The organism is Chryseobacterium sp. ISL-6 (genome assembly GCF_018613715.1).
Taxonomy (GTDB): domain Bacteria; phylum Bacteroidota; class Bacteroidia; order Flavobacteriales; family Weeksellaceae; genus Chryseobacterium; species Chryseobacterium paludis.
Window position 1 is genome coordinate 139247 of record NZ_JAGGPT010000005.1, and the last position, 25207, is coordinate 164453.

General features: G+C 34.7%; 21 protein-coding genes and 1 tRNA gene. 18 read left to right on the plus strand and 4 right to left on the minus strand.

Annotated features, from left to right (window positions below):
- Positions 1 to 156 precede the first annotated feature (156 nt).
- From J7E44_RS08260 to J7E44_RS08335, 16 genes are all read left to right on the plus strand, one after another.
- Positions 157 to 717 carry a hypothetical protein gene (locus tag J7E44_RS08260; RefSeq protein WP_214827751.1) on the plus strand — a complete coding sequence of 187 codons (561 nt, stop codon included), beginning with the start codon at positions 157 to 159 and terminating at the stop codon, positions 715 to 717.
- Between the two features lie 465 nt (positions 718 to 1182).
- Positions 1183 to 1809, plus strand: coding sequence for a hypothetical protein (locus J7E44_RS08265; RefSeq protein ID WP_214827755.1), 627 nt, complete (start codon positions 1183 to 1185; stop codon positions 1807 to 1809).
- Positions 1810 to 2307: 498 nt separating this feature from the next.
- Positions 2308 to 3519 (plus strand): elongation factor Tu, encoded by a 1212-nt coding sequence (tuf, locus tag J7E44_RS08270; RefSeq protein ID WP_214827758.1) that lies wholly within the window; start codon positions 2308 to 2310, stop codon positions 3517 to 3519.
- Between the two features lie 54 nt (positions 3520 to 3573).
- A tRNA-Trp gene (locus J7E44_RS08275) sits at positions 3574 to 3644 on the plus strand.
- Positions 3645 to 3656: 12 nt separating this feature from the next.
- Positions 3657 to 3863 carry a preprotein translocase subunit SecE gene (gene secE / locus J7E44_RS08280; RefSeq protein ID WP_172280674.1) on the plus strand — a complete coding sequence of 69 codons (207 nt, stop codon included), beginning with the start codon at positions 3657 to 3659 and terminating at the stop codon, positions 3861 to 3863.
- Positions 3864 to 3880: 17 nt separating this feature from the next.
- The gene (nusG, locus tag J7E44_RS08285; RefSeq protein ID WP_214827761.1) at positions 3881 to 4423 is read left to right on the plus strand and encodes a transcription termination/antitermination protein NusG; all 543 of its coding nucleotides are present in this window, start codon (positions 3881 to 3883) and stop codon (positions 4421 to 4423) included.
- A gap of 334 nt (positions 4424 to 4757) precedes the next feature.
- Positions 4758 to 5390, plus strand: coding sequence for a hypothetical protein (locus tag J7E44_RS08290; RefSeq protein ID WP_214827771.1), 633 nt, complete (start codon positions 4758 to 4760; stop codon positions 5388 to 5390).
- Between the two features lie 14 nt (positions 5391 to 5404).
- On the plus strand, positions 5405 to 6052 hold the full coding sequence (locus J7E44_RS08295; RefSeq protein ID WP_214827774.1) for a hypothetical protein: 648 nt from the start codon (positions 5405 to 5407) through the stop codon (positions 6050 to 6052).
- A gap of 8 nt (positions 6053 to 6060) precedes the next feature.
- Positions 6061 to 6729: a hypothetical protein gene (locus J7E44_RS08300; RefSeq protein ID WP_214827777.1), complete on the plus strand. Its 669-nt coding sequence runs from the start codon at positions 6061 to 6063 to the stop codon at positions 6727 to 6729.
- A 268-nt stretch (positions 6730 to 6997) separates the two neighbouring features.
- Positions 6998 to 7441 carry a 50S ribosomal protein L11 gene (gene rplK / locus J7E44_RS08305; protein WP_214827780.1) on the plus strand — a complete coding sequence of 148 codons (444 nt, stop codon included), beginning with the start codon at positions 6998 to 7000 and terminating at the stop codon, positions 7439 to 7441.
- A gap of 11 nt (positions 7442 to 7452) precedes the next feature.
- Positions 7453 to 8145: a 50S ribosomal protein L1 gene (gene rplA / locus J7E44_RS08310; RefSeq protein WP_214827784.1), complete on the plus strand. Its 693-nt coding sequence runs from the start codon at positions 7453 to 7455 to the stop codon at positions 8143 to 8145.
- A 17-nt stretch (positions 8146 to 8162) separates the two neighbouring features.
- Complete coding sequence (rplJ, locus tag J7E44_RS08315) at positions 8163 to 8762, plus strand: 50S ribosomal protein L10 (protein WP_214827786.1); 600 nt, start codon at positions 8163 to 8165, stop codon at positions 8760 to 8762.
- Positions 8763 to 8810: 48 nt separating this feature from the next.
- Entirely contained in the window at positions 8811 to 9176 is a 366-nt protein-coding gene (rplL, locus tag J7E44_RS08320; RefSeq protein ID WP_034710359.1) for a 50S ribosomal protein L7/L12, read from the plus strand.
- A gap of 547 nt (positions 9177 to 9723) precedes the next feature.
- Positions 9724 to 13545: a DNA-directed RNA polymerase subunit beta gene (gene rpoB / locus J7E44_RS08325; RefSeq protein WP_214827789.1), complete on the plus strand. Its 3822-nt coding sequence runs from the start codon at positions 9724 to 9726 to the stop codon at positions 13543 to 13545.
- Between the two features lie 80 nt (positions 13546 to 13625).
- Positions 13626 to 17891: a DNA-directed RNA polymerase subunit beta' gene (gene rpoC / locus J7E44_RS08330; protein ID WP_214827793.1), complete on the plus strand. Its 4266-nt coding sequence runs from the start codon at positions 13626 to 13628 to the stop codon at positions 17889 to 17891.
- 86 nt (positions 17892 to 17977) lie between these two features.
- Positions 17978 to 18286: a DUF3467 domain-containing protein gene (locus J7E44_RS08335; RefSeq protein ID WP_089027859.1), complete on the plus strand. Its 309-nt coding sequence runs from the start codon at positions 17978 to 17980 to the stop codon at positions 18284 to 18286.
- A gap of 356 nt (positions 18287 to 18642) precedes the next feature.
- Here J7E44_RS08335 and J7E44_RS08340 read toward each other — a convergent pair whose 3' ends face one another.
- The 4 genes from J7E44_RS08340 to J7E44_RS08355 form a co-directional block, all read right to left on the minus strand.
- Positions 18643 to 20850 (minus strand): T9SS type A sorting domain-containing protein, encoded by a 2208-nt coding sequence (locus tag J7E44_RS08340; RefSeq protein ID WP_214827800.1) that lies wholly within the window; start codon positions 20848 to 20850, stop codon positions 18643 to 18645.
- A 305-nt stretch (positions 20851 to 21155) separates the two neighbouring features.
- Entirely contained in the window at positions 21156 to 22073 is a 918-nt protein-coding gene (locus tag J7E44_RS08345) for a hypothetical protein (RefSeq protein WP_214827803.1), read from the minus strand.
- A 28-nt stretch (positions 22074 to 22101) separates the two neighbouring features.
- Positions 22102 to 22428, minus strand: coding sequence for a helix-turn-helix domain-containing protein (locus J7E44_RS08350; RefSeq protein WP_214827806.1), 327 nt, complete (start codon positions 22426 to 22428; stop codon positions 22102 to 22104).
- Positions 22415 to 22873: a transposase gene (locus J7E44_RS08355; RefSeq protein WP_214827809.1), complete on the minus strand. Its 459-nt coding sequence runs from the start codon at positions 22871 to 22873 to the stop codon at positions 22415 to 22417. The genes J7E44_RS08350 and J7E44_RS08355 overlap by 14 nt, the downstream gene beginning before the upstream one ends.
- A 210-nt stretch (positions 22874 to 23083) precedes the next feature.
- Between J7E44_RS08355 and J7E44_RS08360 the strand changes: the two genes are divergently transcribed.
- Both J7E44_RS08360 and J7E44_RS08365 read left to right on the plus strand, forming a co-directional pair.
- The gene (locus J7E44_RS08360) at positions 23084 to 24061 is read left to right on the plus strand and encodes a helix-turn-helix domain-containing protein (protein WP_214827812.1); all 978 of its coding nucleotides are present in this window, start codon (positions 23084 to 23086) and stop codon (positions 24059 to 24061) included.
- Positions 24062 to 24449: 388 nt separating this feature from the next.
- Positions 24450 to 25094 carry a Crp/Fnr family transcriptional regulator gene (locus J7E44_RS08365; RefSeq protein ID WP_214827816.1) on the plus strand — a complete coding sequence of 215 codons (645 nt, stop codon included), beginning with the start codon at positions 24450 to 24452 and terminating at the stop codon, positions 25092 to 25094.
- Positions 25095 to 25207 lie beyond the last annotated feature (113 nt).

Consider the following 25207-nt stretch of genomic DNA (forward strand, 5'->3'; position numbering starts at 1 on the left):
GGTTTATTCCGAACTTATCTTTTTATTTTATTTATTATAGGTAGAACTTTAATTCTTTTATCGGAATCATTTATTTCATGATAATGAGTTTAAAAAATAAAGTATATTTGCGCACAAGTAAACCGTTTCCCACTAAAAACACAAGAAATCCCTCACATGAAACGTTATAAGAATACCGTATTATTCGTATTTGTAGGCTTTTGTATACTATTACCCCTGCAATTGTTTTTTAAAATAAGTTTAGAAGAAACCTATCCCTCATTTAATTTTCCTGGATTTGCTTCGTTACCTATTAAAGAAGAAAAATATATTGTATTTACTAAAACGACTACCAAAGTTTATTTTAAAGACAAAACTGATACAATTGTAGCGCAAAACGATTATTTAGGAAATAAAATCCCGCGAACGATACAAATTACGCTCATTAAAAATCTTCTTTTTCCCACAGAATATCCCATACTTGATGCAAGGGTCAATTCCTTACCGCCCTACAAAAAAAGATTGTATATACTAAAAAAGTCTATTCTCAATAGAAATATTAAGAAAATCAATTTAGAGGAAAGCAAAGCTTTTGTTGTAAAAAAGCTTAGAGAAAACTTCCCAAACAAAGAGGTAGCTCAGATATTAGTCACTAATGAGAATAAAGATTTTGATATAACGACTAAACAATTAACGAATAGGGTAACCAGGGACACACTGATTAATTTCAAGTTTTAATGAGCACAATGATTGAAAAAATAAAAAAACTACCGTTCACAAGCTACAATCCGAGTGATGAGTTTTTGGCTTTCTATAGGATATTTTTTTCTTTATATTTATTATGGATGGGAATATCAAACGATAGCTGGGTATATAGTATTCCCAATAGTGCAATGCATCCACCAATAAGTATTTTATCATTTACAGATAATGTACCTCCGGAATGGTTTTTTATTGGATGCTATTACAGTATGTATTTATGTCTTTTATTGATTTTAATAGGGTTGAAGCCCAGGATATTTGCAATACTATATATGGTGGTCTATATTGTGAGCAGTAATTATGCCTTTTCTTTTGGAAAAATAAATCACACTTTTGTTTATGCTCTCCCTATAATAATTATGGCTTTTTCGCCCTGGAATACGACCTATAGTTTTTTTCCGGAGCCCAAGAGAAACTGATATACTTTCTAAATCATGGCCTATGTTTTTATTAAGTATGCTTCTTGGATTTGGAATTTTTACAGCAGGTCTTGCAAAAATTTTAGGAGGTTGGCTTAATACTGATATACAAAGTACTCAGGTGTTTTTTTATCAATACAGATATGGTATTGGATGGGATGATCTTATGTCAGATACCTATGATAAAATCAACTCTCAATTTTTTTGGGAATTTTTAGACTATTGTACCGTGTTTTTTGAAACTATTTTTCTAGTGGCATTTTTAAAACCCAAATTCTTTAGGTTGATGATATTGGTTACATTGTTTTTTCATTTAAATGTGCTGCTGATGTTTAATATATCATTTACCTATTCTATAGGTTTCTATGCGCTTTTTATTCCCTCGCAATTGATACCATTAAATTTTAAAACAAAATTAAAAAGGCTGTTGAAAACAGTATTTCAACCTAGATATAAACTTTGGGGTATTGCTTTTGTTGCTTTATATCTGCTACTTATTGTAGTTTTCGATTTTAATTGTGTAAGTTATATTCTAAATAAATTCTTTGAATTGTTTGATTCTATTTATGCTTCATCCTTAATTATATTAGGGGGAGCTTTCCTGTTTGGAATTTACCTTCTTATCAGATCATTTAGAAAATATGCTTGATAGCTTGACATAAACCAGCGATTCAATGTGATGAAATAATTCTTATCTAAAATTTTAATAGGAATTTACCTTTATCTTAAGTTAAATATATTAATTAAAGCCTATCAATAATTGTTGACAGGCTTTTGTTTTATTAAAAGAAATAAGTTGCAAATTATCTAAAGAGGAAATAAAGCTATTTTGTTGATTTTCTACTTGGTATATGTCAAAATTAATGTCGTTTTTTCTAGTACTTTTTTATATGAATGAACAATTTTCAATTCTCTATAATATTCAGAATTAATCAGATAGTTTAGATTTTAATGAAAAGATTTCCAATGATTTTTTCTATCGAGAAATTTGTGTAAATTTGCACTTCAATACATCGAAGTATATAAGGTTTGTAATTCTTTGGATTTGAATATTAAAATTTTTTAGGAAAAAAGATTTTAGTATTTAAAAATTCATTATATTTGCACACCGAAAATTTGAATAAACAATAAATAAATAATTTAAATCATGGCAAAGGAAACGTTTAATCGTAACAAACCACACTTGAACATTGGTACTATTGGTCACGTTGACCATGGTAAAACTACTCTTACAGCTGCTATTTCTGCTGTATTAGCTAGCAAGGGTCTTGCTGAGAAAAAAGACTTCTCTGCGATTGACTCTGCTCCAGAAGAAAAAGAAAGAGGGATCACTATCAATACTGCTCACATTGAGTACGAAACTGAAAATAGACACTATGCTCACGTTGACTGTCCAGGTCACGCCGACTATGTTAAAAACATGGTAACTGGTGCTGCTCAGATGGATGGAGCAATCGTAGTATGTGCTGCAACAGATGGACCAATGCCTCAGACAAGAGAACATATCTTACTTTGTCGTCAGGTAAACGTACCTAGAATTGTTGTTTTCATGAACAAAGTTGACATGGTAGACGATGCTGAGTTATTAGAGCTTGTTGAAATGGAGCTTAGAGACTTATTATCTACTTATGATTTTGACGGAGATAACTCTCCTGTAATTCAAGGTTCTGCACTAGGTGCACTTACTGCAGCTACTGCAACTCCTGTTAACACAGAAGATAAGTGGTTCAAAAGCGTAGAAGAATTAATGGATGCTGTTGATACTTGGATCGAGCAACCAACAAGAGATATGGATAAGCCATTCTTGATGCCTATTGAAGATGTATTCTCTATTACAGGTAGAGGTACTGTAGCAACTGGTAGAATAGAGGCAGGTGTTATCAATACTGGAGATCCAGTTGATATCGTAGGTATGGGTGATGAAAAATTAACTTCTACAATTACAGGAGTTGAGATGTTCAGAAAAATCCTAGACAGAGGTGAAGCTGGTGACAACGTAGGTCTATTGTTGAGAGGTATTGAAAAAACTGACATCAAGAGAGGTATGGTTATCGCTAAGAAAGATTCTGTGAAGCCACACAAAAAATTCAAAGCATCTGTTTATATCCTTTCTAAAGAAGAAGGTGGACGTCACACTCCATTCCACAACAAATACCGTCCTCAGTTCTATGTAAGAACTACTGACGTTACAGGTGAGATCTTCTTACCACAAGGTGTAGAAATGGTAATGCCTGGTGATAACTTAGAGATCACTGTAGAATTACTTCAACCAATCGCTCTTAACGTAGGTCTTAGATTTGCGATCAGAGAAGGAGGTAGAACAGTAGGTTCTGGTCAGGTTACTGAAATCTTAGATTAATATCTTAAAATAAATAAAGCTTCCGTAAGGAATTTCTTTACGGAAGCTTTTTCTACGGGCATCGTCCAATGGTAGGATACCGGTCTCCAAAACCGTTGATCAGGGTTCGAATCCTTGTGCCCGTGCAAATAATAATTATGAGTTCATTTATCGATTTTTTAAAAGGTTCTTATAACGAATTCAGACATAAAGTTGAATGGCCAAAATGGGCTGATCTGCAATCATCTACAATTGTAGTAACTATTGCAACAGTTATTCTGGCGTTATTTACCTTTGGAGTTGACGAATTGTTTTCAAAAGCAATTAGCAACATAATAGGAATGCTAATTAATGTGTTCAACTAAAAAAGTATTTTCCCATAATGAGCGAATTGAAATGGTATGTGCTGAAAGCAATCAGCGGACAGGAAAATAAAGTGAAAAACTATATTGAGACAGAAATCAAACGTTTAGGGTTTGAGCAGTACGTTACTCAGGTGGTTATTCCTATGGAAAAAGTTATTCAATTAAGGAATGGTAAAAAAGTTCCTAAAGAAAGACCTTACTATCCTGGTTACTTAATGGTTGAAGCAGATTTAATGGGAGAGATTCCTCACGTTATTAAGAATATTCCAGGAGTTATATCTTTCTTAAGCTTAACCAAAGGGGGTGATCCGGTTCCAATGAGAAAATCTGAGGTTAACAGAATGCTTGGAAGAATGGATGAGTTATCAGAATTTGCTACTGATCTTGAAATTCCATATGTAGTAGGAGAGAATGTTAAAGTGATCGATGGTCCATTTAACGGATTCAATGGAACAATTGAAAAAATTCTTGAAGATAAAAAGAAAATTGAAGTTTCTGTTTTAATCTTCGGTAGAAAGACTCCAATGGAGTTAAGCTATATGCAAGTAGAAAAAGTATAAAAATACTCTCAATAATATAAAACCACTCATCTGAGTGGTTTTTTTATTTTAAGTCAGATTCATCATGGTATTTTAATGCTAAGATGTTTTTATTTTAAAACTTTTTATTTATTTTATACGCTTTAATAGTAATGTCTTATTAGTAATTTAATTAAAACTAAATATTTAGATAAAAAATATTTTTTATCTATGGCACACTTCTTGTAAACTATACTTTCGAAAAACACAAATGAGTTCTATTATTCTGATTTTTAAACTTATACACTGGTTTAATTAACTGTTTCTTTAGAATTCTTTGTCAGGAATTTAAACACAAACATAAACACATACTTCAATGACAAAAATTATTTCGATAGTACTTTGTACAAGTACTATTGCACTGATGAATGCTCAGGTTACTGGTAAAGTAGGGATCAATACAAAAACGCCTGAAAAAGAATTATCTGTAAACGGGACAATGAAAACTTCTGGAATGGTTTTTAAAGATCCAATCGAAAAATTGGGTTCTAATGAAAATTATACCTTTATCATTAAGTCTCCCGCACCGGAAAACAAAATTACAGCGTATAATGACACCTTTGTACCCAATTCTCCTGCACCTATCAATATTATCCAATATAAGATCACCTGTGACCCGACAGATAAAGATTGGGTTAATCAGTATGACACAAAAATTAACTCGGATAAATTTCTTGTTGTCATTTCTTCTTTCGGATTTACTCAGCCAATAAGAACGAATAGTCCAGATTGGATTACACCAGTACCTCAAATATATGCTTATTATAATGCAGGCACCTGGAAGGTGAAGGCTGACTATCAGGGTTTCGCTCCAGCAGCAAATTTACCAGCTGGGGTATGGACACTTAACTTACTAGTTTTTGATAGGGCCTACGCAAAAGAAATCAATAAAACACAAGCGATGGCCACTTCCACTACTGGTGTAGCTGCATCTCCTTTAATTCAATAAAAAACATTCACATAATGAAAAAAATTACCATACTATTTTTTATGGCTTATGCGTTCTGTGGCGTTAAGGCCCAACTAGGAATTAATACAAATACACCACAGGGAACTTTAGATGTGGTTGGTGGTACACTAGTAGAATCCTATATTATAGATACAACGAATTCGCCAGCAACAGGAAACTATTTTCTGCTTACAAGATCAAAGGATACTACTCCTGTAGGTAAAGTTAAGATGCTTGACATTTCTCTAAGAGATGTAGCTCCGGTCAATGCATATAATGTGGTTTTGAAAAACGTTAAACTGGATGAAGTTATTAATTTGAACACTGGATTAGAGGTTAATAAATATGTAGTAGCAATTACCGGTGCCGTATTTACTGATGCGGTTTCAGCATCAAATACTTCTACTACTCCTAAATCATATGGTGCCTACTCAACTGAAATAACCCAAGTTACCAGCGGAGGAAAAACTTATCATGGTATTAACCTGGCTTTTAAAGGAGCGGGAACTGTAGGATCAAAAAATGGAACCTGGACCCTTACTTTGAATGTTTATGAAAGATCATTGATTAAGGATTGGGGAACTTTTACTGGCTCAGTTTCTTCTTCAGCATCTCCTGGATATTCAGGAGTATCCACAAATACACCCGTAGGACTTCAATAACAAAAATTATGAAAGAAAAAATTTATATCATCATTATGGCTTGTATGGGGATGATCCTACAGGCTCAAACAGGAAATGTAGGTATTAAAACTACAACTCCTACTGAAACACTGGATGTTAATGGTAATTCTCTTACGAATTCTTTATATATGAGAAATCCAGGCGAACCAACCACAACAGGAGGACACTTTTTAGCGACTTCTCAAAACTCATTACAGATATACGATCCGAATTTGGAAACCAGTGGATTATTCAATTATATCAAATTATCACTTACTGGGGTTTCTGCTTCTGGAATTACAGATTACGATACCAAAATAAATGCAAATGACTTTTTGGTAACTGTACATAATTACTCTTTTAAATTAAATGACGGGAGTACGAGTGTCGCTCTTGATTATGGAGATAACGGAATTGATGATAATGCACAAGGATCTCCTAATGTAATTGCATTTAAAAGTAACGGGACATGGCATTTAAAAGCAGGATTTACAAATAGTAAATTAATTGCCTTTACTTCGGCCAGACCATCAAGAGTGTACAACGACTTTACAGTGGAATTTTATCTGATGGTATATAAGCGATTGATCACCAAGCAGAATATAAATGACATCAATACTGATCTTGGTGGTAAAGATGGATCTACGGAAACGATTAATAAACCGTCTGGGTTTTAAATAAAAAGATAAACCATATAAAAAGCCATATACCAATAATAGGATATGGCTTTTTTTCTTTTATAGCAAAATTTATCGGGAAGGTTGAGTACACTTGTTTGTAAAAAATATTAAAAACTTTCTAAAAATCAATCAATTCCATTTGCTATTTCAAAAATATTTTATAATTTTGCAGTCCGAAAAGTAGGTTTACTATATGTGAGTGCGGTAACCTGCTGAATAATAAATGCTTCCAAACTCATTAATTATTCAATTAAAAAAAAAGAAAATGGCTAAAAAAGTCTTTAAAATGGTAAAGCTTCAGGTGAAGGGAGGGGCTGCAAACCCGTCTCCACCAGTAGGTCCTGCATTAGGTTCTGCCGGTGTAAACATCATGGAGTTTTGTAAACAATTTAACGGAAGAACTCAGGATAAGCCTGGTCAAGTTTTGCCAGTAGTAATTACTGTATACGAAGACAAATCTTTTGAATTCGTAATTAAAACTCCTCCAGCTGCAATTCAGTTAATGGATGCTGCAAAAATTAAAGGAGGTTCCGGAGAACCAAACAGAAACAAAGTAGGTTCTGTATCTTGGGATCAAGTAAAGAAAATCGCAGAAGATAAAATGGTAGACCTTAACTGTTTTACATTGGACTCTGCTCTTTCTATGGTTGCAGGTACTGCTAGATCTATGGGATTGAGAGTAACAGGAACTAAACCAGCTAACGCTTAAAACTTAGAGAAATGGCAAAATTAACAAAAAAGCAAAAGGAAGCTTTAAGCAAAGTAGAAAAAGGAAGAGTATATAATCTTGAAGAAGGTTCAGCTCTTGTAAAAGAAGTGAACACTGCAAAATTTGATGCTTCTGTAGATATCGCTGTTAGATTGGGTGTAGATCCAAGAAAAGCAAACCAAATGGTAAGAGGTGTAGTATCTCTTCCTCATGGAACTGGTAAAGATGTTAAAGTATTAGCTCTTGTAACTCCAGATAAAGAAGCTGAAGCTAAAGAAGCTGGTGCTGATTATGTAGGTCTTGACGAATATTTACAAAAAATAAAAGATGGTTGGACTGATGTTGACGTTATCGTTACTATGCCAGCTGTTATGGGTAAATTAGGACCTTTAGGTAGAATATTAGGACCAAGAGGTTTGATGCCTAACCCTAAATCAGGAACAGTAACTATGGAAATAGGAAAAGCTGTAACTGAAGTGAAATCAGGTAAAATTGATTTCAAAGTAGATAAATATGGTATTATCCATGCAGGTATTGGTAAAGTATCTTTTGATGCTGCTCAATTAAGAGAAAATGCTCAGGAATTAATCCAGACATTGGTTAAAATGAAACCAACTGCTGCTAAAGGAACTTATGTGAAGAGTATTTATTTATCTTCTACAATGAGCCCGGGTATTGCAATTGATACTAAATCTGTTAACTAATATAAATCCTTAAGACAATGACAAAAGACCAAAAAGTTGTAGCAATACAAGAGATCAAAGACTTGCTTCAGGATGCAAAAGTAGTATACGTAGCAGATCTAGATGGGTTGAACGCTGCTAAGTCTTCAGAATTCAGAAGACAGGCTTTCAAACAAAACATCAAAGTAAAAGTGGTAAAAAACACACTTTTACAAAAAGCAATGGAGCAGATTGAAGGAGTAGATTACTCTGAAATGTTCCAGACTTTTAAAGGGAATACTGCATTAATGGTTGGAGAAACTGCAAACGGTCCAGCAAAATTAATCCAGGGATTCAGAAAGAAAGAAGATAAGCCGGCTTTAAAATCTGCTTACCTTCAGGAAACTTTCTATGTTGGAGACGAAAACTTAACTGCACTTGCTAACATCAAGTCTAGAGAAGAAATGATTGGTGAAATCATCGGATTACTTCAATCTCCAATTCAAAGAGTTGTTTCTGCTCTTCAAAACAAACCTGAAACAGTAGAAGCGAAAGCTGAAGAAGTAGCTGCTGCACCTGCTGTTGAAGAAACTCCTGCTGAAGCAGCTCCAGAAGCTCCTGCAGCAGAAAGCACGGAAGAAACTCCAAGTGCTGAATAATTAGACTCAAAAAATTAAATAAAATAATCAACAAAAAACATTACAACAATGTCAGATTTAAAAAATTTAGCTGAAACGCTAGTAAACTTAACAGTAAAAGACGTAAATGAATTAGCTACTATCCTTAAGGATGAGTACGGAATTGAGCCAGCTGCTGCTGCTGTAGTAGTTGCTGCAGGTGGTGGAGAAGCTGCTGAAGAAAAGACTGAATTCGATGTAATTCTTAAGGCTGCAGGTGCATCTAAATTGGCTATCGTTAAATTGGTAAAAGATTTAACTGGTGCTGGTCTTAAAGAAGCTAAAGATATCGTAGATGGAGCTCCTGCTGCAATCAAAACTGGTATCTCTAAAGACGAAGCTGAAGCTCTTAAGAAGCAACTTGAAGAAGCTGGTGCTGAAGTAGAAGTAAAATAATTCAATTTATCTTACAAATATAAGCCCGGACATTTGTTCGGGCTTTTTTTATTGATTCTTTTTAGATATATTTCCAGTATTAATTTTAAGTTTGAGAAAGCTTTTAGCAGCATCGTTAAAGGTTTTATTAAAATTAATTCACATTCTGGAAATCATTAATACATTTTACGTTAATACATTACATAATAAATCTTGTGAATGTGGATAACTTTTTGTACCTTTGCTCCTCTTTTGGCGCTAATAATTGTTTGTAAATCTATAAAATATTATAAATCAACTCTTTCATAATGATGAAGGGGATTTTATGTTTATAGGTGTTACGAAATTTCTGCCTCAAAAGTATTAAGAATATTTTGCATTACGCTGTGAAAAGATATACCAGTGTTGCAGTTAGGAATCAGATTCTTAGAATAAAGAAAAAAGAATAAAGACTATTTCTAAATAGCGCCAAACATTTGAATTCTTTTATCTTTTCTCTATTTTCTTTCTTCTGTTCCTGATATTTTTTTATAAATCAAAATATTTTTTAACCCTTCTTAAAAGTTTTATGAGTAAAACAACAGTAACAACTAGGGGAAATCAGAGAATTAATTTCTCATCAGCGAAAGGAAAAATTATTACTCCTGACTTCTTGGATATCCAATTAGAGTCTTTTAAAGAGTTTTTCCAGCTTGATACCCTTCCTGAAGACAGGAAAAAAGAAGGTCTGCATAAGACTTTCCAGGAAAATTTCCCAATTACAGATTCAAGAAACCAATTCGTATTGGAATTCTTAGATTATCTGGTAGATTCTCCACGTTATTCAATCGACGAGTGTGTAGAAAGAGGTTTAACGTATTCCGTTCCTCTTAAAGCAAGACTTAAGTTGTATTGTACAGACCCTGAGCACGAGGATTTCCAAACAGTAGTTCAGGACGTATATTTAGGTCCGGTTCCTTATATGACACCTAGTGGTTCTTTCATCATCAATGGTGCTGAGAGAGTTATCGTTACGCAGTTACACCGTTCACCTGGTGTATTCTTCGGGCAAACTTACCACGCAAACGGAACTAAACTTTACTATTCAAGAATTATCCCTTTCAAAGGATCTTGGATGGAATTTACTACGGATATCAATAGCGTAATGTATGCGTATATTGACCGTAAGAAGAAGTTACCATTAACTACTTTATTAAGAGCTATCGGATTTGAATCTGATAAAGATATCCTTCAGATCTTCGACCTTGCGGAAGAAGTGAAAGTTTCTAAAGCTGCTCTTAAAAAAGTGGAGGGAAGAACATTAGCTGCGAGAGTATTGAACACTTGGTTCGAAGATTTCGTAGATGAAGACACTGGTGAGGTTGTTTCTATCGAAAGAAATGAAATTATCCTGGATAGAGAAACTGTTCTTGAAAAAGAGCATTTAGATCTTATTCTTGATGCTGGTGTGAAATCTATCTTGATCCACAAAGAAAACAGCAATGAATTCTCTATCATCCAGAATACATTACAGAAAGACCCTACTAACTCTGAAAAAGAAGCAGTAGAATATATTTACCGTCAGTTAAGAAATGCAGATCCACCAGATGAGGAAACAGCTAGAGGAATTATTGAAAAATTATTCTTCTCTGAGCAGAGATACTCATTAGGAGAAGTAGGACGTTACAGATTGAACAAAAAATTAGGTCTTAATATTCCTACAACAACTGAAGTTCTTACAAAAGAAGATATTATCGCTATTGTAAGACACTTAATTGAATTGGTAAATTCAAAAGCAGAGGTAGATGATATTGACCACCTTTCTAACAGAAGAATTAAAACTGTTGGAGAGCAGTTAGCAGGACAATTCGGTGTAGGTCTTTCAAGAATTGCCAGAACGATTAAGGAAAGAATGAACGTTAGAGATAACGAGATCTTTACTCCTCTTGATTTGGTGAATGCTAAGACTTTAACATCAGTTATTAACTCATTCTTTGGTACCAACCAGCTTTCTCAGTTCATGGACCAAACCAACCCATTGTCAGAGATCACGCACAAGCGTAGACTTTCTGCCCTAGGACCTGGTGGTTTATCAAGAGAAAGAGCAGGTTTCGAGGTTCGTGACGTTCACCATACTCACTATGGAAGAATTTGTCCGATTGAAACTCCAGAAGGACCAAACATTGGTTTGATCTCTTCTTTAGGTATCTATGCTAAAATTAACAACTTAGGTTTCATCGAAACTCCATATAGAAAAGTAGAGAACAGTAAGATCGATCTTGATGCTGCTCCTATTTATCTGAATGCAGAAGACGAAGAAGATAAAGTTATTGCTCAGGCAAACGTTGAATTGAATGATAATGGTGAATTCTTAACTGAAAGAATTATTGCGAGACTAGATGGAGATTATCCGGTAGTTGAGCCATCTGAAGTTAATCTTATCGATGTTGCACCAAACCAGATCTCTGGTATTTCAGCTTCATTAATTCCATTCTTGGAACATGATGATGCGAACCGTGCATTGATGGGATCAAACATGATGCGTCAGGCAGTTCCTCTATTGAAGCCACAAGCTCCAATCGTGGGTACGGGTCTGGAACAACAAGTTGCGAAAGATTCTAGAATTTTGATCAATGCTGAAGGTAATGGTACTGTAGAGTATGTAGATGCTGATCAAATTACTATTAAATATGAAAGAAGCGATGACGAAGATTTAGTATCATTCGAATCTGCTACGAAAACATATAAACTGACTAAGTTTAGAAAAACCAACCAGAGTACAACTATTACATTGAGACCAAACGTAAGAATTGGTGAAACTGTAGAAAAAGGACAGGTACTTTGTGATGGTTATGCTACTGAAAACGGAGAATTGGCTCTTGGTAGAAACTTAGTGGTTGCGTTCATGCCTTGGAAAGGATATAACTTTGAGGATGCGATCGTAATCAATGAAAAAGTAGTTCGTGAAGACTGGTTTACTTCGATCCACGTGGATGAATATTCTCTTGAAGTTCGTGATACCAAATTAGGTATGGAAGAATTGACAGCAGATATTCCAAACGTTTCAGAAGAAGCAACTAAAGATCTTGATGAAAACGGGATGATCAGAATTGGTGCTGAAGTGAAGCCTGGTGATATTATGATCGGTAAGATCACACCTAAAGGTGAATCTGACCCAACTCCTGAAGAAAAACTTCTTAGAGCGATTTTCGGTGACAAAGCTGGTGATGTAAAAGATGCTTCATTAAAAGCAGATTCTTCATTAAGAGGTGTTGTTATCAACAAGAAATTGTTCTCTAGAAATATTAAAGATAAAAAGAAAAGAACTGAAGAAAAACTTAAACTTGAAGAAATTGAAAACACTTACAAGGCTAAGTTTGATGAGTTGAGAAATACTTTAATTGAAAAATTAAATACACTTGTAAGCGGTAAAACTTCTCAAGGGGTTACTAATGACCTTGACGAGGAAATTATCGGAAAAGGAGTGAAATTTACTCATAAATTATTGACTTCAGTTGAAGATTACGTTAACGTTAGCGGTGCAGATTGGACTGTTGATAATGATAAAAATGAATTGATCAAACAATTAATTCATAATTATAAAATCAAGTTCAACGATATCCAAGGGGTTAAAAACCGTGAGAAATTTGCAATTTCTATCGGAGATGAGCTTCCAGCAGGTATCATGAAGTTAGCTAAGGTTTATATTGCTAAAAAACGTAAACTGAATGTAGGAGATAAAATGGCAGGACGTCACGGTAACAAAGGTATCGTTTCGAGAATCGTTCGTGAAGAAGATATGCCATTCTTAGAAGATGGAACACCAGTAGATATCGTATTGAATCCACTTGGGGTACCTTCTCGTATGAACATCGGACAGATTTATGAAACAGTTCTTGGATGGGCTGGTCAGAAATTAGGAATGACGTTCGCTACACCAATCTTCGATGGAGCAACTCTTGATCAGATTACTGAATATACTGAAAAGGCAAGTCTTCCTAAATTTGGTAACACTCACCTTTATGATGGTGGTACTGGAGAAAGATTTACTCAGCCTGCAACAGTAGGGGTAATCTATATGTTGAAACTAGGACACATGGTAGATGACAAGATGCACGCACGTTCTATTGGTCCTTACTCATTAATTACTCAGCAGCCGTTAGGAGGTAAAGCTCAATTCGGGGGTCAGAGATTTGGAGAGATGGAGGTTTGGGCTCTTGAAGCATTCGGAGCATCAAATATCTTGAGAGAAATCTTGACTGTGAAGTCAGATGACGTGATTGGTAGAGCAAAAACTTATGAAGCAATTGCAAAAGGTGAATCTATGCCTGAACCAGGTATTCCGGAATCATTCAATGTATTACTTCACGAGTTACAAGGACTTGGACTTGATGTAAGACTAGAGGAATAATTTTAAATTTTGAGTGTTGAATTTTGATCAGTTCAGAATTTAAATCCAAAATTTATAATCCAAAATCTAAAATCTAAAAAATGTCAAATAAAAATAAATCAAGTAGATTTAATAAAATAACCATCGGTTTAGCTTCTCCGGAATCCATTCTTCAGGATTCAAGAGGGGAGATCCTAAAACCGGAAACTATTAACTACAGAACGCATAAGCCTGAAAGAGATGGTTTGTTCTGTGAAAAAATCTTTGGTCCAATTAAAGATTACGAATGTGCTTGTGGAAAGTATAAGAGAATTCGTTATAAGGGGATCGTTTGTGACCGTTGTGGGGTTGAAGTTACAGAGAAGAAAGTAAGAAGAGAGAGAATTGGACACATTAATCTTGTTGTTCCTATCGCTCATATCTGGTATTTCCGTTCTTTACCAAACAAAATCGGTTACCTTTTAGGTATTCCTTCTAAAAAATTAGATATGATCATCTACTACGAGAGATACGTAGTAATTCAGCAAGGTATTGCTAAAAAATTAGATGGTTCTGATTTTGATAAAATGGAATTCTTAACAGAAGAAGAGTACCTTGATATCATGGAAACTCTTCCTGTTGAAAATCAATATCTTGATGATTCTGATCCAAACAAATTCATCGCTAAAATGGGTGCTGAAGCTGTAGAAGAATTATTAAAGAGAATTGATCTTGATGCATTGTCTTTCGATTTGAGACACAAAGCTCACAATGAAGGTTCTAAACAAAGAAGAACTGAAGCTCTTAAAAGATTGAACGTTGTAGAAGCATTGAGAGGTGCAAATACTAGAATGATCAACAGACCGGAGTGGATGATCATGCGTGTACTTCCTGTAATACCACCAGAACTGAGACCATTGGTTCCATTGGATGGAGGACGTTTCGCTACTTCTGACTTAAATGACCTTTACAGAAGAGTTATTATCAGAAACAACCGTTTAAAGAGACTATTGGAGATCAAAGCTCCAGAAGTAATCTTAAGAAACGAGAAGCGTATGCTTCAGGAATCAGTAGATTCACTATTCGATAATACAAGAAAATCTTCTGCCGTAAAATCTGAATCAAACAGACCATTGAAATCACTTTCAGATTCATTGAAAGGTAAGCAAGGTCGTTTCCGTCAGAACTTACTAGGGAAAAGGGTAGATTACTCTGCGCGTTCGGTAATTGTTGTAGGTCCAAACCTAAAACTTCACGAATGTGGTATCCCTAAAGATATGGCAGCAGAACTTTACAAACCATTTATCATTAGAAAACTAATTGAAAGAGGGATTGTAAAAACAGTAAAATCTGCGAAGAGAATTATTGATAGAAAAGAACCTGTAGTTTATGATATCCTTGAAAACGTGATGAAAGGCCACCCGGTTCTATTGAACAGGGCACCTACTCTTCACAGATTGGGTATTCAGGCTTTCCAACCTAAGATGATCGAAGGTAAAGCTATTCAACTACACCCGTTGGTAACAACAGCCTTCAATGCCGATTTCGATGGTGACCAGATGGCGGTACACTTACCGTTAGGCCCAGAAGCGATTTTGGAAGCTCAGTTATTGATGTTAGGTTCTCAGAATATTTTGAACCCTGCTAATGGTTCTCCAATTACAGTACCTTCTCAGGACATGGTTCTTGGTCTTTATTTCATGACTAAAGAATTGAGTTCTACAGAAGATATGAAAGTAAAAGGTGAAGGTCTTGCATTCTATTCTCCTGAGGAAGCAGAAATTGCTTATGCAGAAGGTAAAGTTTCTTTAAATGCTAAGGTAAGATGTAGACTACCGGTTAAAGAAGATGGAGAATTAGTAATTAGATTAATTGAAACGACAGTTGGTAGAATTTTGTTCAACCAAATTGTACCTAAACAATCAGGATATATTAATGAACTTCTAACTAAGAAATCATTAAGAAACGTTATCGGTAAAATTCTTGCAGATACTGACTTCCCTACAACAGTGAAGTTCTTGGACGCAATGAAGGATCTTGGATATTCGAACGCATTTAAAGGTGGTCTTTCGTTCTCACTTGGGGATATTGTAGTTCCTGTTGAGAAAAAACAAATGGTCGCTCAGGCAATCGGAACTGTAGATGAAATTAGAGCCAACTATAACATGGGTCTTATTACAGATACAGAACGTTATAACCAGGTAATTGACGTTTGGACAAACACAAATGCTGGATTAACTGAGATGATCATGAGCAGAATGAAAACCGATCAAGGTGGATTCAACTCTGTATATATGATGCTTGATTCTGGTGCGAGGGGGTCTAAAGAACAGATCCGTCAGTTATCAGGGATGAGAGGTTTGATGGCAAAACCGCAGAAAGCCGGTTCTACTGGTGCGGAGATCATCGAAAACCCGATCCTTGCAAACTTTAAGGAAGGTCTTTCGATCTTAGAGTACTTTATCTCTACCCACGGTGCACGTAAGGGTCTTGCGGATACCGCTCTTAAGACTGCCGATGCAGGTTACTTAACAAGAAGATTAGTAGACGTAGCTCAGGATGTTATCGTTACAGAAGTAGATTGTGGTACTTTAAGAGGTACTGAGGTTACTGCCCTGAAGAAAAATGACGAGATCGTTGAGAAGATCTCTGAAAGAATTTTAGGTAGAGTTTCTCTTCATAATATCTATGATCCTGAAACAGATGAGTTAATTGCTGAGGCTGATCAGGTGATCAATGAAGAATTAGCTAAGAGAATTGAAGAAACAGGTTTAGAAGCTGTTGAAGTTCGTTCTCCATTAACTTGTGAAGCTAAGAAAGGTATCTGTGCTAAATGTTACGGTAGAAACTTGGCAACAGGTAAAGTAATTCACATGGGTGAAGCGGTAGGTGTAATTGGTGCACAATCAATTGGTGAACCGGGAACTCAGTTAACATTGAGAACCTTCCACCAAGGGGGTACTGCAGGTAACGTATCAGAAAATCCTTCAATCGTAGCAAGAAGAGATGGTATCGTTGAAATGGATGAAGTAAGAACAATTACTTCTGAAGATGAAAACGGAAACACTGCTGAAGTAGTAGTATCTCGTTCTACGGAATTTAGATTAGTCGCTGATAACGAAACTAAAACACCATTGATGATCGCTAACGTACCTTACGGTTCAGTATTGGCGGTAAAACCTGGTGATAAAGTGAAGAAAGGTGATATTATCTGTAAGTGGGATCCGTATAACGCGGTTATCATTGCTGAAACTTCTGGTAAAGTAGAATACGAAGATATTATTCAGGGTATTTCATTCCAGTTGGAAATTGACGAACAAACAGGATTCGAAGAGAAAGTAATCTCTGAATCTAGAAATAAGAAAGCCGTACCTACCTTGAAGGTGGTAGACTCTAAAGGTGTTGAGCAAAGAGCTTATAATTTACCGGTAGGAGCCCACTTAATGGTAAATGATGGTGAAAAAATTAAGGCTGGTAAAGTCTTGATCAAGATCCCAAGAAAATCTGCAAAAGCAGGGGATATCACCGGAGGTCTTCCAAGAGTAACCGAATTATTCGAAGCAAGAAACCCTTCAAACCCAGCGGTTGTTACAGAAATTGATGGGGTAGTTTCTTATGGAAAAATTAAGAGAGGTAACCGTGAACTTATTGTAGAGGCTAAGACAGGAGAAAGAAAAATTTACTTAGTGAAACTTTCTAATCAGATCTTGGTTCAGGAGAATGACTTCGTAAGAGCTGGTTCTCCGCTTTCTGATGGTTCTATTACTCCAGATGATATCTTAAGAATTAAAGGTCCAACTGCGGTTCAGGAATATCTTGTAAATGAAATTCAGGAAGTTTACCGTCTGCAAGGGGTAAAAATTGATGATAAGCATTTTGAAATTATCGTAAGACAGATGATGACAAAAGTATCTATCGTTGACGGAGGTGATACTCAATTCCTTGAAGGAGCTTTAGAACATAAATACGATTTCTTAGAAGAGAACAACAGAGTATTTGGTCTTAAAGTAGTTGTTGAAGCTGGTGAGTCAAAAGAATTCAGACCAGGTCAGATGATTACAGCAAGAGAACTAAGAGATGAAAACTCTAAACTGAAACGTGAAGATCAAAAACTGGTAGAAGTAAGAGAAGCACTTCCTGCTACAGCAACGCCTGTATTGCAAGGGATCACAAGAGCAGCTCTTCAAACCAAGTCATTCATGTCTGCAGCATCGTTCCAGGAAACCACTAAGGTTCTTAACGAAGCAGCAGTTGCTGGGAAAGTAGATTTCCTTAGCGGTCTTAAAGAAAATGTAATTGTAGGACACAGAATTCCTGCAGGTACAGGTCTTAAAGAGTATCAGAGTGTAATCGTAGGCTCTAAAAAAGAATTCGAAGATATTAACTAAAATGTATATAAAAGTTTCAGGATTCAAGTTTAAATTTTAAATTAGAGGCCTGAAACTTTTTAAACAAAAAAATATTTAAAGAAAACATGGACAATCAAAATCAAAATCCACAAGACGGAAACATCAACATCGAACTGAATGAAATGGTAGCTGCTGGTATCTATGCTAACTTAGCTTTAGTGAACCACTCTCCATCCGAGTTTGTAGTGGATTTCATCCAATTAATGCCAGGTGTTCAACAAGCTAAAGTGAGATCAAGAATCATTCTTGCTCCTCTTCATGCTAAAAGAGTATTATCTGCTCTTCAACAAAACATCGCTAACTACGAGCAACAATTTGGAGAAATCAAAGAAGTTGAGCCTTTCGTTTTAGGAGGTAACAATGTACAAGCATAAGATTTTTCTTAAAATAAATCAGAATGCCTCAATTTATTGAGGCATTTTTTTATTATATCATGTAAGATTAATAATAAAAATTAACCTTAAAAAAATATCTAAAATTCTGATAGGGGTACATAAAAATATTATGGTTGTATTTTTGCCTTTTTTTCCCAGTAAGTAAATACTGATCCGATTACATATCATATTTCAGACTAAAAAGTTCTACTAATATCACGGATTATTTGATATAAAATTGATCTATAAAATAAAGATGGCCGGATTTTTCCGGCCATCTTTTGCTGTTTTATGATTTTTCTATTCTTCAGTATAGAATTTTTAAACAGTTTTTATATTTAAATAGACATTAAAAATTAGTCTTTTAAAAATTTATTGCTATGCTTTCCATCAGCATCTTCTACTGTAAGGATGTAAGTACCTTGCATAAGTTTTGTAACATCTATTGCAGTATCTTCTGAAACAGTACCAGAAGCGACTGGTCTTCCTCCTAAATTAAAGATTTGATATGAAGCTTTCCCTTTGATAGGAGAAACCTTAAGAAAATCTTTTACTGGGTTTGGATATAATTTTAATATCGTTGATTCCTTGGTTGTAACAGTTTTTGTTTCAATATCATTTTTCATTGCATTTGCTGAAACTGACGCCATTCTGTTAGAAATTGTACCATTATCCTCGTCTTCCACACGTGCACTGCACTTACTGAAGGCTACAATAACATCATCATATTTAGTGTCAAAAGTTACAGTAAGCTCTGTGTAAGGCTGGCTAGCCGAAATAATATAAGCAACTCCTGCAGCATTTCTACTAGATATGTTACCTGCTGTTCTTAAGAAAGTTCCAGAATTGTTGGTAACCAATGAAGCATCACCAGCTATCCCTTTCATTTCTAGTGTTCCTCCACCCTTGGTCGTTATGATTGCTGAATCGTTATTTGCGTACCAAGTTGATTTGAATCCAATATTATTAACAGGTCTATCGAATACCAGCGTCATACTATTAACATAACCATTCCCCATTCTGAAACGTGCACAGGCATTCCCCATAGTAATTCCATTTTGGGTCTGAGAAAATGCTGCATAACAACTTGGGTATTTTGCTCTGTTAGTGGTTTTTCTATATACTTTTACTTGCTCGCCTCCGATCATAAGAGTTGTCGGAGCATTGGGATTTTCAGATATGTTGTAACCAAAGTCTTCTGCAGAATTGCAATTTGCATCTAGGATTTCATCTTCTACTCTTACCGTAAATGAACAAGATTTGTTTCCAATGTTTACAGTGAATGTAGCCGTACCACTGGATTGAGGAGTTCCTGTGATTTTATAAGTAATAGTACCAGAACCATTATTTAATATTCCAGCTTGTGCTACTGCGGTTAATCCTGTTACTCCTGTAGAGTTGATTACCATTTGATTGTAAGTGCTTGATGCACCTCCTTGATAACTGACTACTTTAGTTCCGTTGGATGTATAACTTTTCTTTCTGTAAGTACCTGTTAATGTACCATTACAATTTAGGCTTGTAACAGTAGGATGGCTTCCTACATTCACTGAGAATGTACAAGTTTGATTTCCTATTCTTGCTACAAAATTTGCGGTACCTGCACTAGCGGGAACACCTGAAATTTGATAGGTAATGTTACCATTACCAGAATTTAATACACCGGCAGTAAGTACTGCGGTCAACCCTGTTACCCCAGTAGAATGTGCTACTTGCGGAGCATGAGCTTTTCCATTACCAGAGAAATATTGTACTATTTTTGCACCATTGCTGTTAGCGCCTACTATAAATGATCCTGTTGCTTCTGATGCAGCACAGTTTAAAGAAAGAACACTTCCGTCAGCATCGGTCACATCTACAGAGAAAGTACAATTTTGTCCACCAAAAGATACTGTGAAATAAGCTTTTCCTGCACTACTTGGAACACCGTAAATTTGAAGTGAAAGTTTTCCCGGAACTGAATTACCGGAGTTCAATGTTCCACTATTCAATACAGCAGTTAATCCGGTTACTCCGGTAGAGATTATTTGTTTCTCTAAATAAGGACGTCCGTTACCTCCTGTATATAGAATATCCTTGCTTCCTGCGCTTGGCATGTTTGCAGAAAAAGTTCCGACAACGGTTGCAGAAGAACAGTCTAAAGAGGCTACCCTTTCGCTGCTTAACGCCTCTTTTACAGTAACCTGAAATTGAACAGGAGTATTATTGATAACAGTCCAGAAGTATGCTGTACCTACGGCAGAGGGAGTTCCACTTATATTGAACGTAATATTCCCCCCAGTTCCGGCATTGGCTACGGCTGTTAATCCTGTTACTCCTTGGGATGCTATACTCATTGCCGAATAAGCTCCCCCAGTGTATGGTACAGCCAGAGTTCCTGTAGAATATACATTAGCGTAATATTCTGAATTAACAAAATTAACGCTGGTGGGTGAGATCCCTGAAGGCACGATGAATCTGCTTGCCGTTAATTTTGATGTTTCCATTTTGTTATCAAAATGGATGTCATTAGCCATTGCCAGCGACTGCGCTGAAGCAGCTAACAAAAAAATGATTTTTTTCATAACTGAAATTTTTAGGTTAAAAAATTGTATAATAATTTAGTCTGTACAGGTGATTTTTCTAAGGTTGCCAACAAAAATGCATGTGAGGGTAATGCTTTATTTCTGTTGAAAGCTGTAGCATATAAACATAGTACACCCATACAATTCATCTATGTTTTTTAATATTTATTTTTCAAGAAGATTCTATTGCCATACTTTATTCAGAATGGTGTAATGTAGACTTGTATCTTATCTATGATCAAATCTGTGAAAAATAGTACAATGAAATAGATCACTTGAATTCTGATCTTTTTAATACTTTTGGTTTAATGATTTTCAATGGGTACCTGGATCGTAGCTGCACATGGTACTGAATTTAAAATGCTTATATTGAAAACAGCATAGCCTTGCTGATTGGCAGTTCCGGTTACTGTAAAATCAAGAGGATTGTTGTTATCAAGTGTTGAAGGAAGAGAGGTGGCAGTTAAGCCTGTAACTCCAGTTGAATTAAATATTTGTCCACCAGCATAGTTTGCACCATTACCATTGATATAGGGGATTCTTAGTTGCCCTGAAGACGTTCCGCCTACAGTAGTATTTCCGAAGAATTGAGCTTCTCCACACTTGAAAGCAAAGTTGTTAGCGGAGGTTACTTGTATTTGGAAATGACACGTTTGTCCTCTCAGGGTTATCGCAAAATTAGCAATACCTTCACCACTTGGTATACCATTGATGCTGAGTGCAATGGTGCCACTGTCATTTGCCATGGTACCTGCAGGTGCTGTAGCAGTAAGGCCGGTAACACCTGTAGATGCAATACTGATGGCTCCGTAAGATTGTCCCTGGCCGGCTGTGTAGTTAATTACTTTGCTTCCCGAGCTGCTAATTCCCGGTTTATAGATTCCTGCAAGAGCTCCATCGCAGGTTAATGTGAAAGTAGGATCTGTGTTTTTGCAATCATCACATAAGCAGTTGGACCAGCCTGATGGTTTAAAAACCCTGACACAGCTGAGAGTAGAATCATACATAATGGTTCCTATTGCTACAGAGCCACCTATTGGGTTGATGAGATTATTAGGATCTGCATTAATAGGCAGTACAAGTCCCATATTATTGGTGGTAGGTTTGTTGATATCAAGTGCTCCCCTTGGAGTGCTGTTTCCTATTCCGATCTGAGCGGACAGATTGCCCATCGATAATGAATAAATTATACAAATTGCTAAATAATAAATTTTTTTTCTCATTGCTTTGTGTTTAAAATTAATTGTTCCTTTATAGTGATAATGGAAATTGACTTTTCCATTTGGCAAGTGTATTTCGGCTTATTCCAAATAATTTAGAGGTCTGTATATTATTGATTTTATTCACTCTCTGATATTCTATAATTTTTTGGATACTTATCTGATCATAAGAATGAAGTTTCTGATTAAAAGCATGCATTTCTTTGGTCTGATGAGTGAAAATACTTCTGTGTATTTCAATAAATTCAAGAGAAGTTTTTATTTCTTTGGATAATAATGGATTGAGCTCTTTCCTTCTTTCAGGAAATTCTTTTTCAATCAGATCACTATAAATTTTATTGTAATTAGGGTTGTTCATATTTGGTATTTTTTGATATCCATTTATAGAGTGTGGTTTTAGGGATTCTGTATTCATTTATAATCTGTTGCTTTGTTTTTTGTTGACTGCTGATCAGTTCTAAAATAAAATTGATTATTTCCCGGGTATAAATATTCTTTTTAAAAACTGGCAGTCTGCTTTTTTTATTATTTTCAGTAATGGACAATCCTTGCTTTGAAGGTGGTGAGTAGAGTACTAAATGCTGGGAATACAACCTGAAAAAATCATACTCCAGTAATTTGCTCCATCTCAATAATTGCCGGCTGTCTATACTTTCAGATTGATACATTATTTCTACTTCTTCTTCTAAGACATTTAGAAAATTACAGATCCTAGCCATTGGGACTTGAAGCTCTTCAACTTTAATCTTTAGGTATTGACCTATATGGATATGTTTAAAGTTTTGTTGTATAGGGTGATTCATTTATCTTTTGAATAGTGTTTTTTTGTTTTTTTTGCTTTCCTTGTATGTTTTTTGTAAAATTATGTACTTTTGTAAATCAGTTATATGGGATATAAATTAAATTTGAAAATAAATTTATTTTTTATTTAATGTATTTAAAATCAGTATATTACATGAAATAAAATTGAAAAATATTTAGATAAAACACTAATGATAATTTATAAGGTAAAAATGGAAGAGCTTAAACGTCGTTTTATATACCAGTATTTCATTTTGATGAGCAGCATTGTCTTGTTAGAGATTGGGATTAGATTTTTTATAGATGATACAGTCATGGCTTTATATAATATAGGTGGGCTGATATTTTTATCTTATGGCTATTTAATGATGCGAGAAAGATATCTTGCAGATAAAATGGTACATGCCTATCTGATTATACTTCCCTTGTATCTTTTTTTTAGTATGCTTGTACATTGGGAAAGTACAGTGGTAACTTTTGCATGGTTATTTCCTTTGCCACTGATGGCTTACATATTTTTCTCAAAAAAAGTTGCTATAGCCTATTCTGTGTATATCATTGCCAATATACTAGCTTCTTTTGTTGTTTATTACTATTTTAATTTTCAATTTAGAGACTATTCTCGTGGAGAAATTATTATTCTTGATACTATTGCTTTTGTTTCTAATTTTACTTTCATCATGATGTTGTTGATTTATAATAACGAAATCAATAAATTGGAATTCTTATTGGAAATTCAGGAGCAGGAATTAGGTCGTAATCGCATTAAAGTTCAAAAAGTAACTGTTTTAGAGAAGATAGAAAGGAAAGATGATATGATTAATGAAGAAATAGCAGAACAGCTGGAAAGGTGTATGAGGGATGAAGAATTATTTAAAAATTCGAATCTCACTATATCAATAGTAAGTACCCATTTAAATGTAAATTATACTTATATTTCAAAAATTATCCGTTACAAAGGGTATAAGAACTTTAATAGTTATTTAAATACGTTTAGAGTTAACTATGTCAAAAATCTTATCAATGAAAGTGATTTGCAGAAGGTGACCCTTATGTATATTTATACGGAAGCGGGATTTAGCAATCAGGCTACTTTCAATAGGGTATTTAAACAGATAGAAGGGATTACGCCAAGTGAATATGTAATACAAAGCTTAGAGAAAAAAAGAGTTAAATCTAGGTCTTTCTAATTTTTTCAGATGAAGAATACAACTCAAAATGGAAGTTAGGGAAAATTAATGAAGTTGAGCCTTTCGTTTTAGAGGTAACAATGTACAAGCATAAGATTTTTATTAAAATAAATCAGAATGCCTCAATTTATTGAGGCATTTTTTATGTATAATTTTAATTATTCCAGAATTGCTGTGTTTATCACTATAATTTATGATAGTTTATATTTTGATAAATTATTATTCGATTAGTAATTTATGATTACGAATTTGAGCGGTGTAATTTTTTTTATTTAGTATTACTTTAAATAGAGTAAAATATTCGTCATTTGAATGCGGATAATAAAAATTTAACATTTATTCACCAATTCATTTTATATATTTGTCTTCTATTAGTTTGATATAATATATGATCGATCATCAATTTATTGTTAATAAATTCGGCTTTCTAGGTAATGATTTTGTAAATGAAGTGCATGAATACGGTATTACAGATAAAATCAAAGCAAAGACTGAATTGATCAGAGAAGGAGAGAAAATTAAGTATATCCCTTTTATGATTAGAGGATCTGTGAAGGTATACTGTCTGAATGATGGACGGGAACTGATCTATTATTATGTAAGACCTAATGAGAGCTGTGTGATGACATTTTCGTCTATCTTCAGTAATTACATCAGTAAAATCTATGCAATCACCGAAGAAGAATCTGAAGTATTGTTAATACCTGTTTCTGTAATGCACGATTGGCTCATTCGTTTTCCTGGAATTAACAGAGTTTTTTATCAGGAATATGATAAGCGATTTATAGACGTAATGAATATGGTGAATGAAGCCGTATTCCATAGGTTGGATAAAAGGGTACTTAATTATATCAAACAACAAATTTCAATAACAGGGAATCATCCTATAAAATTAACACATAGAGAAATTGCGAGTAACCTTGGGACATCCAGGGAGGTCGTAAGCAGAGTCCTGAAAAAGATAGAAAATGAAGGTGAGATCTTTCAGGGAAAAGAGGGGATTAGAATTGCTATTCATGAAAATGTTAGCTAACTCTAATAAAAATTGTTTTAATAGTTTTTTTTAATAAGCTAATTGATAAATACAATTTGTTAGGTGACTTTTATCACACATTTTTGAACTGATAACTCTATAAGTTTGCCATA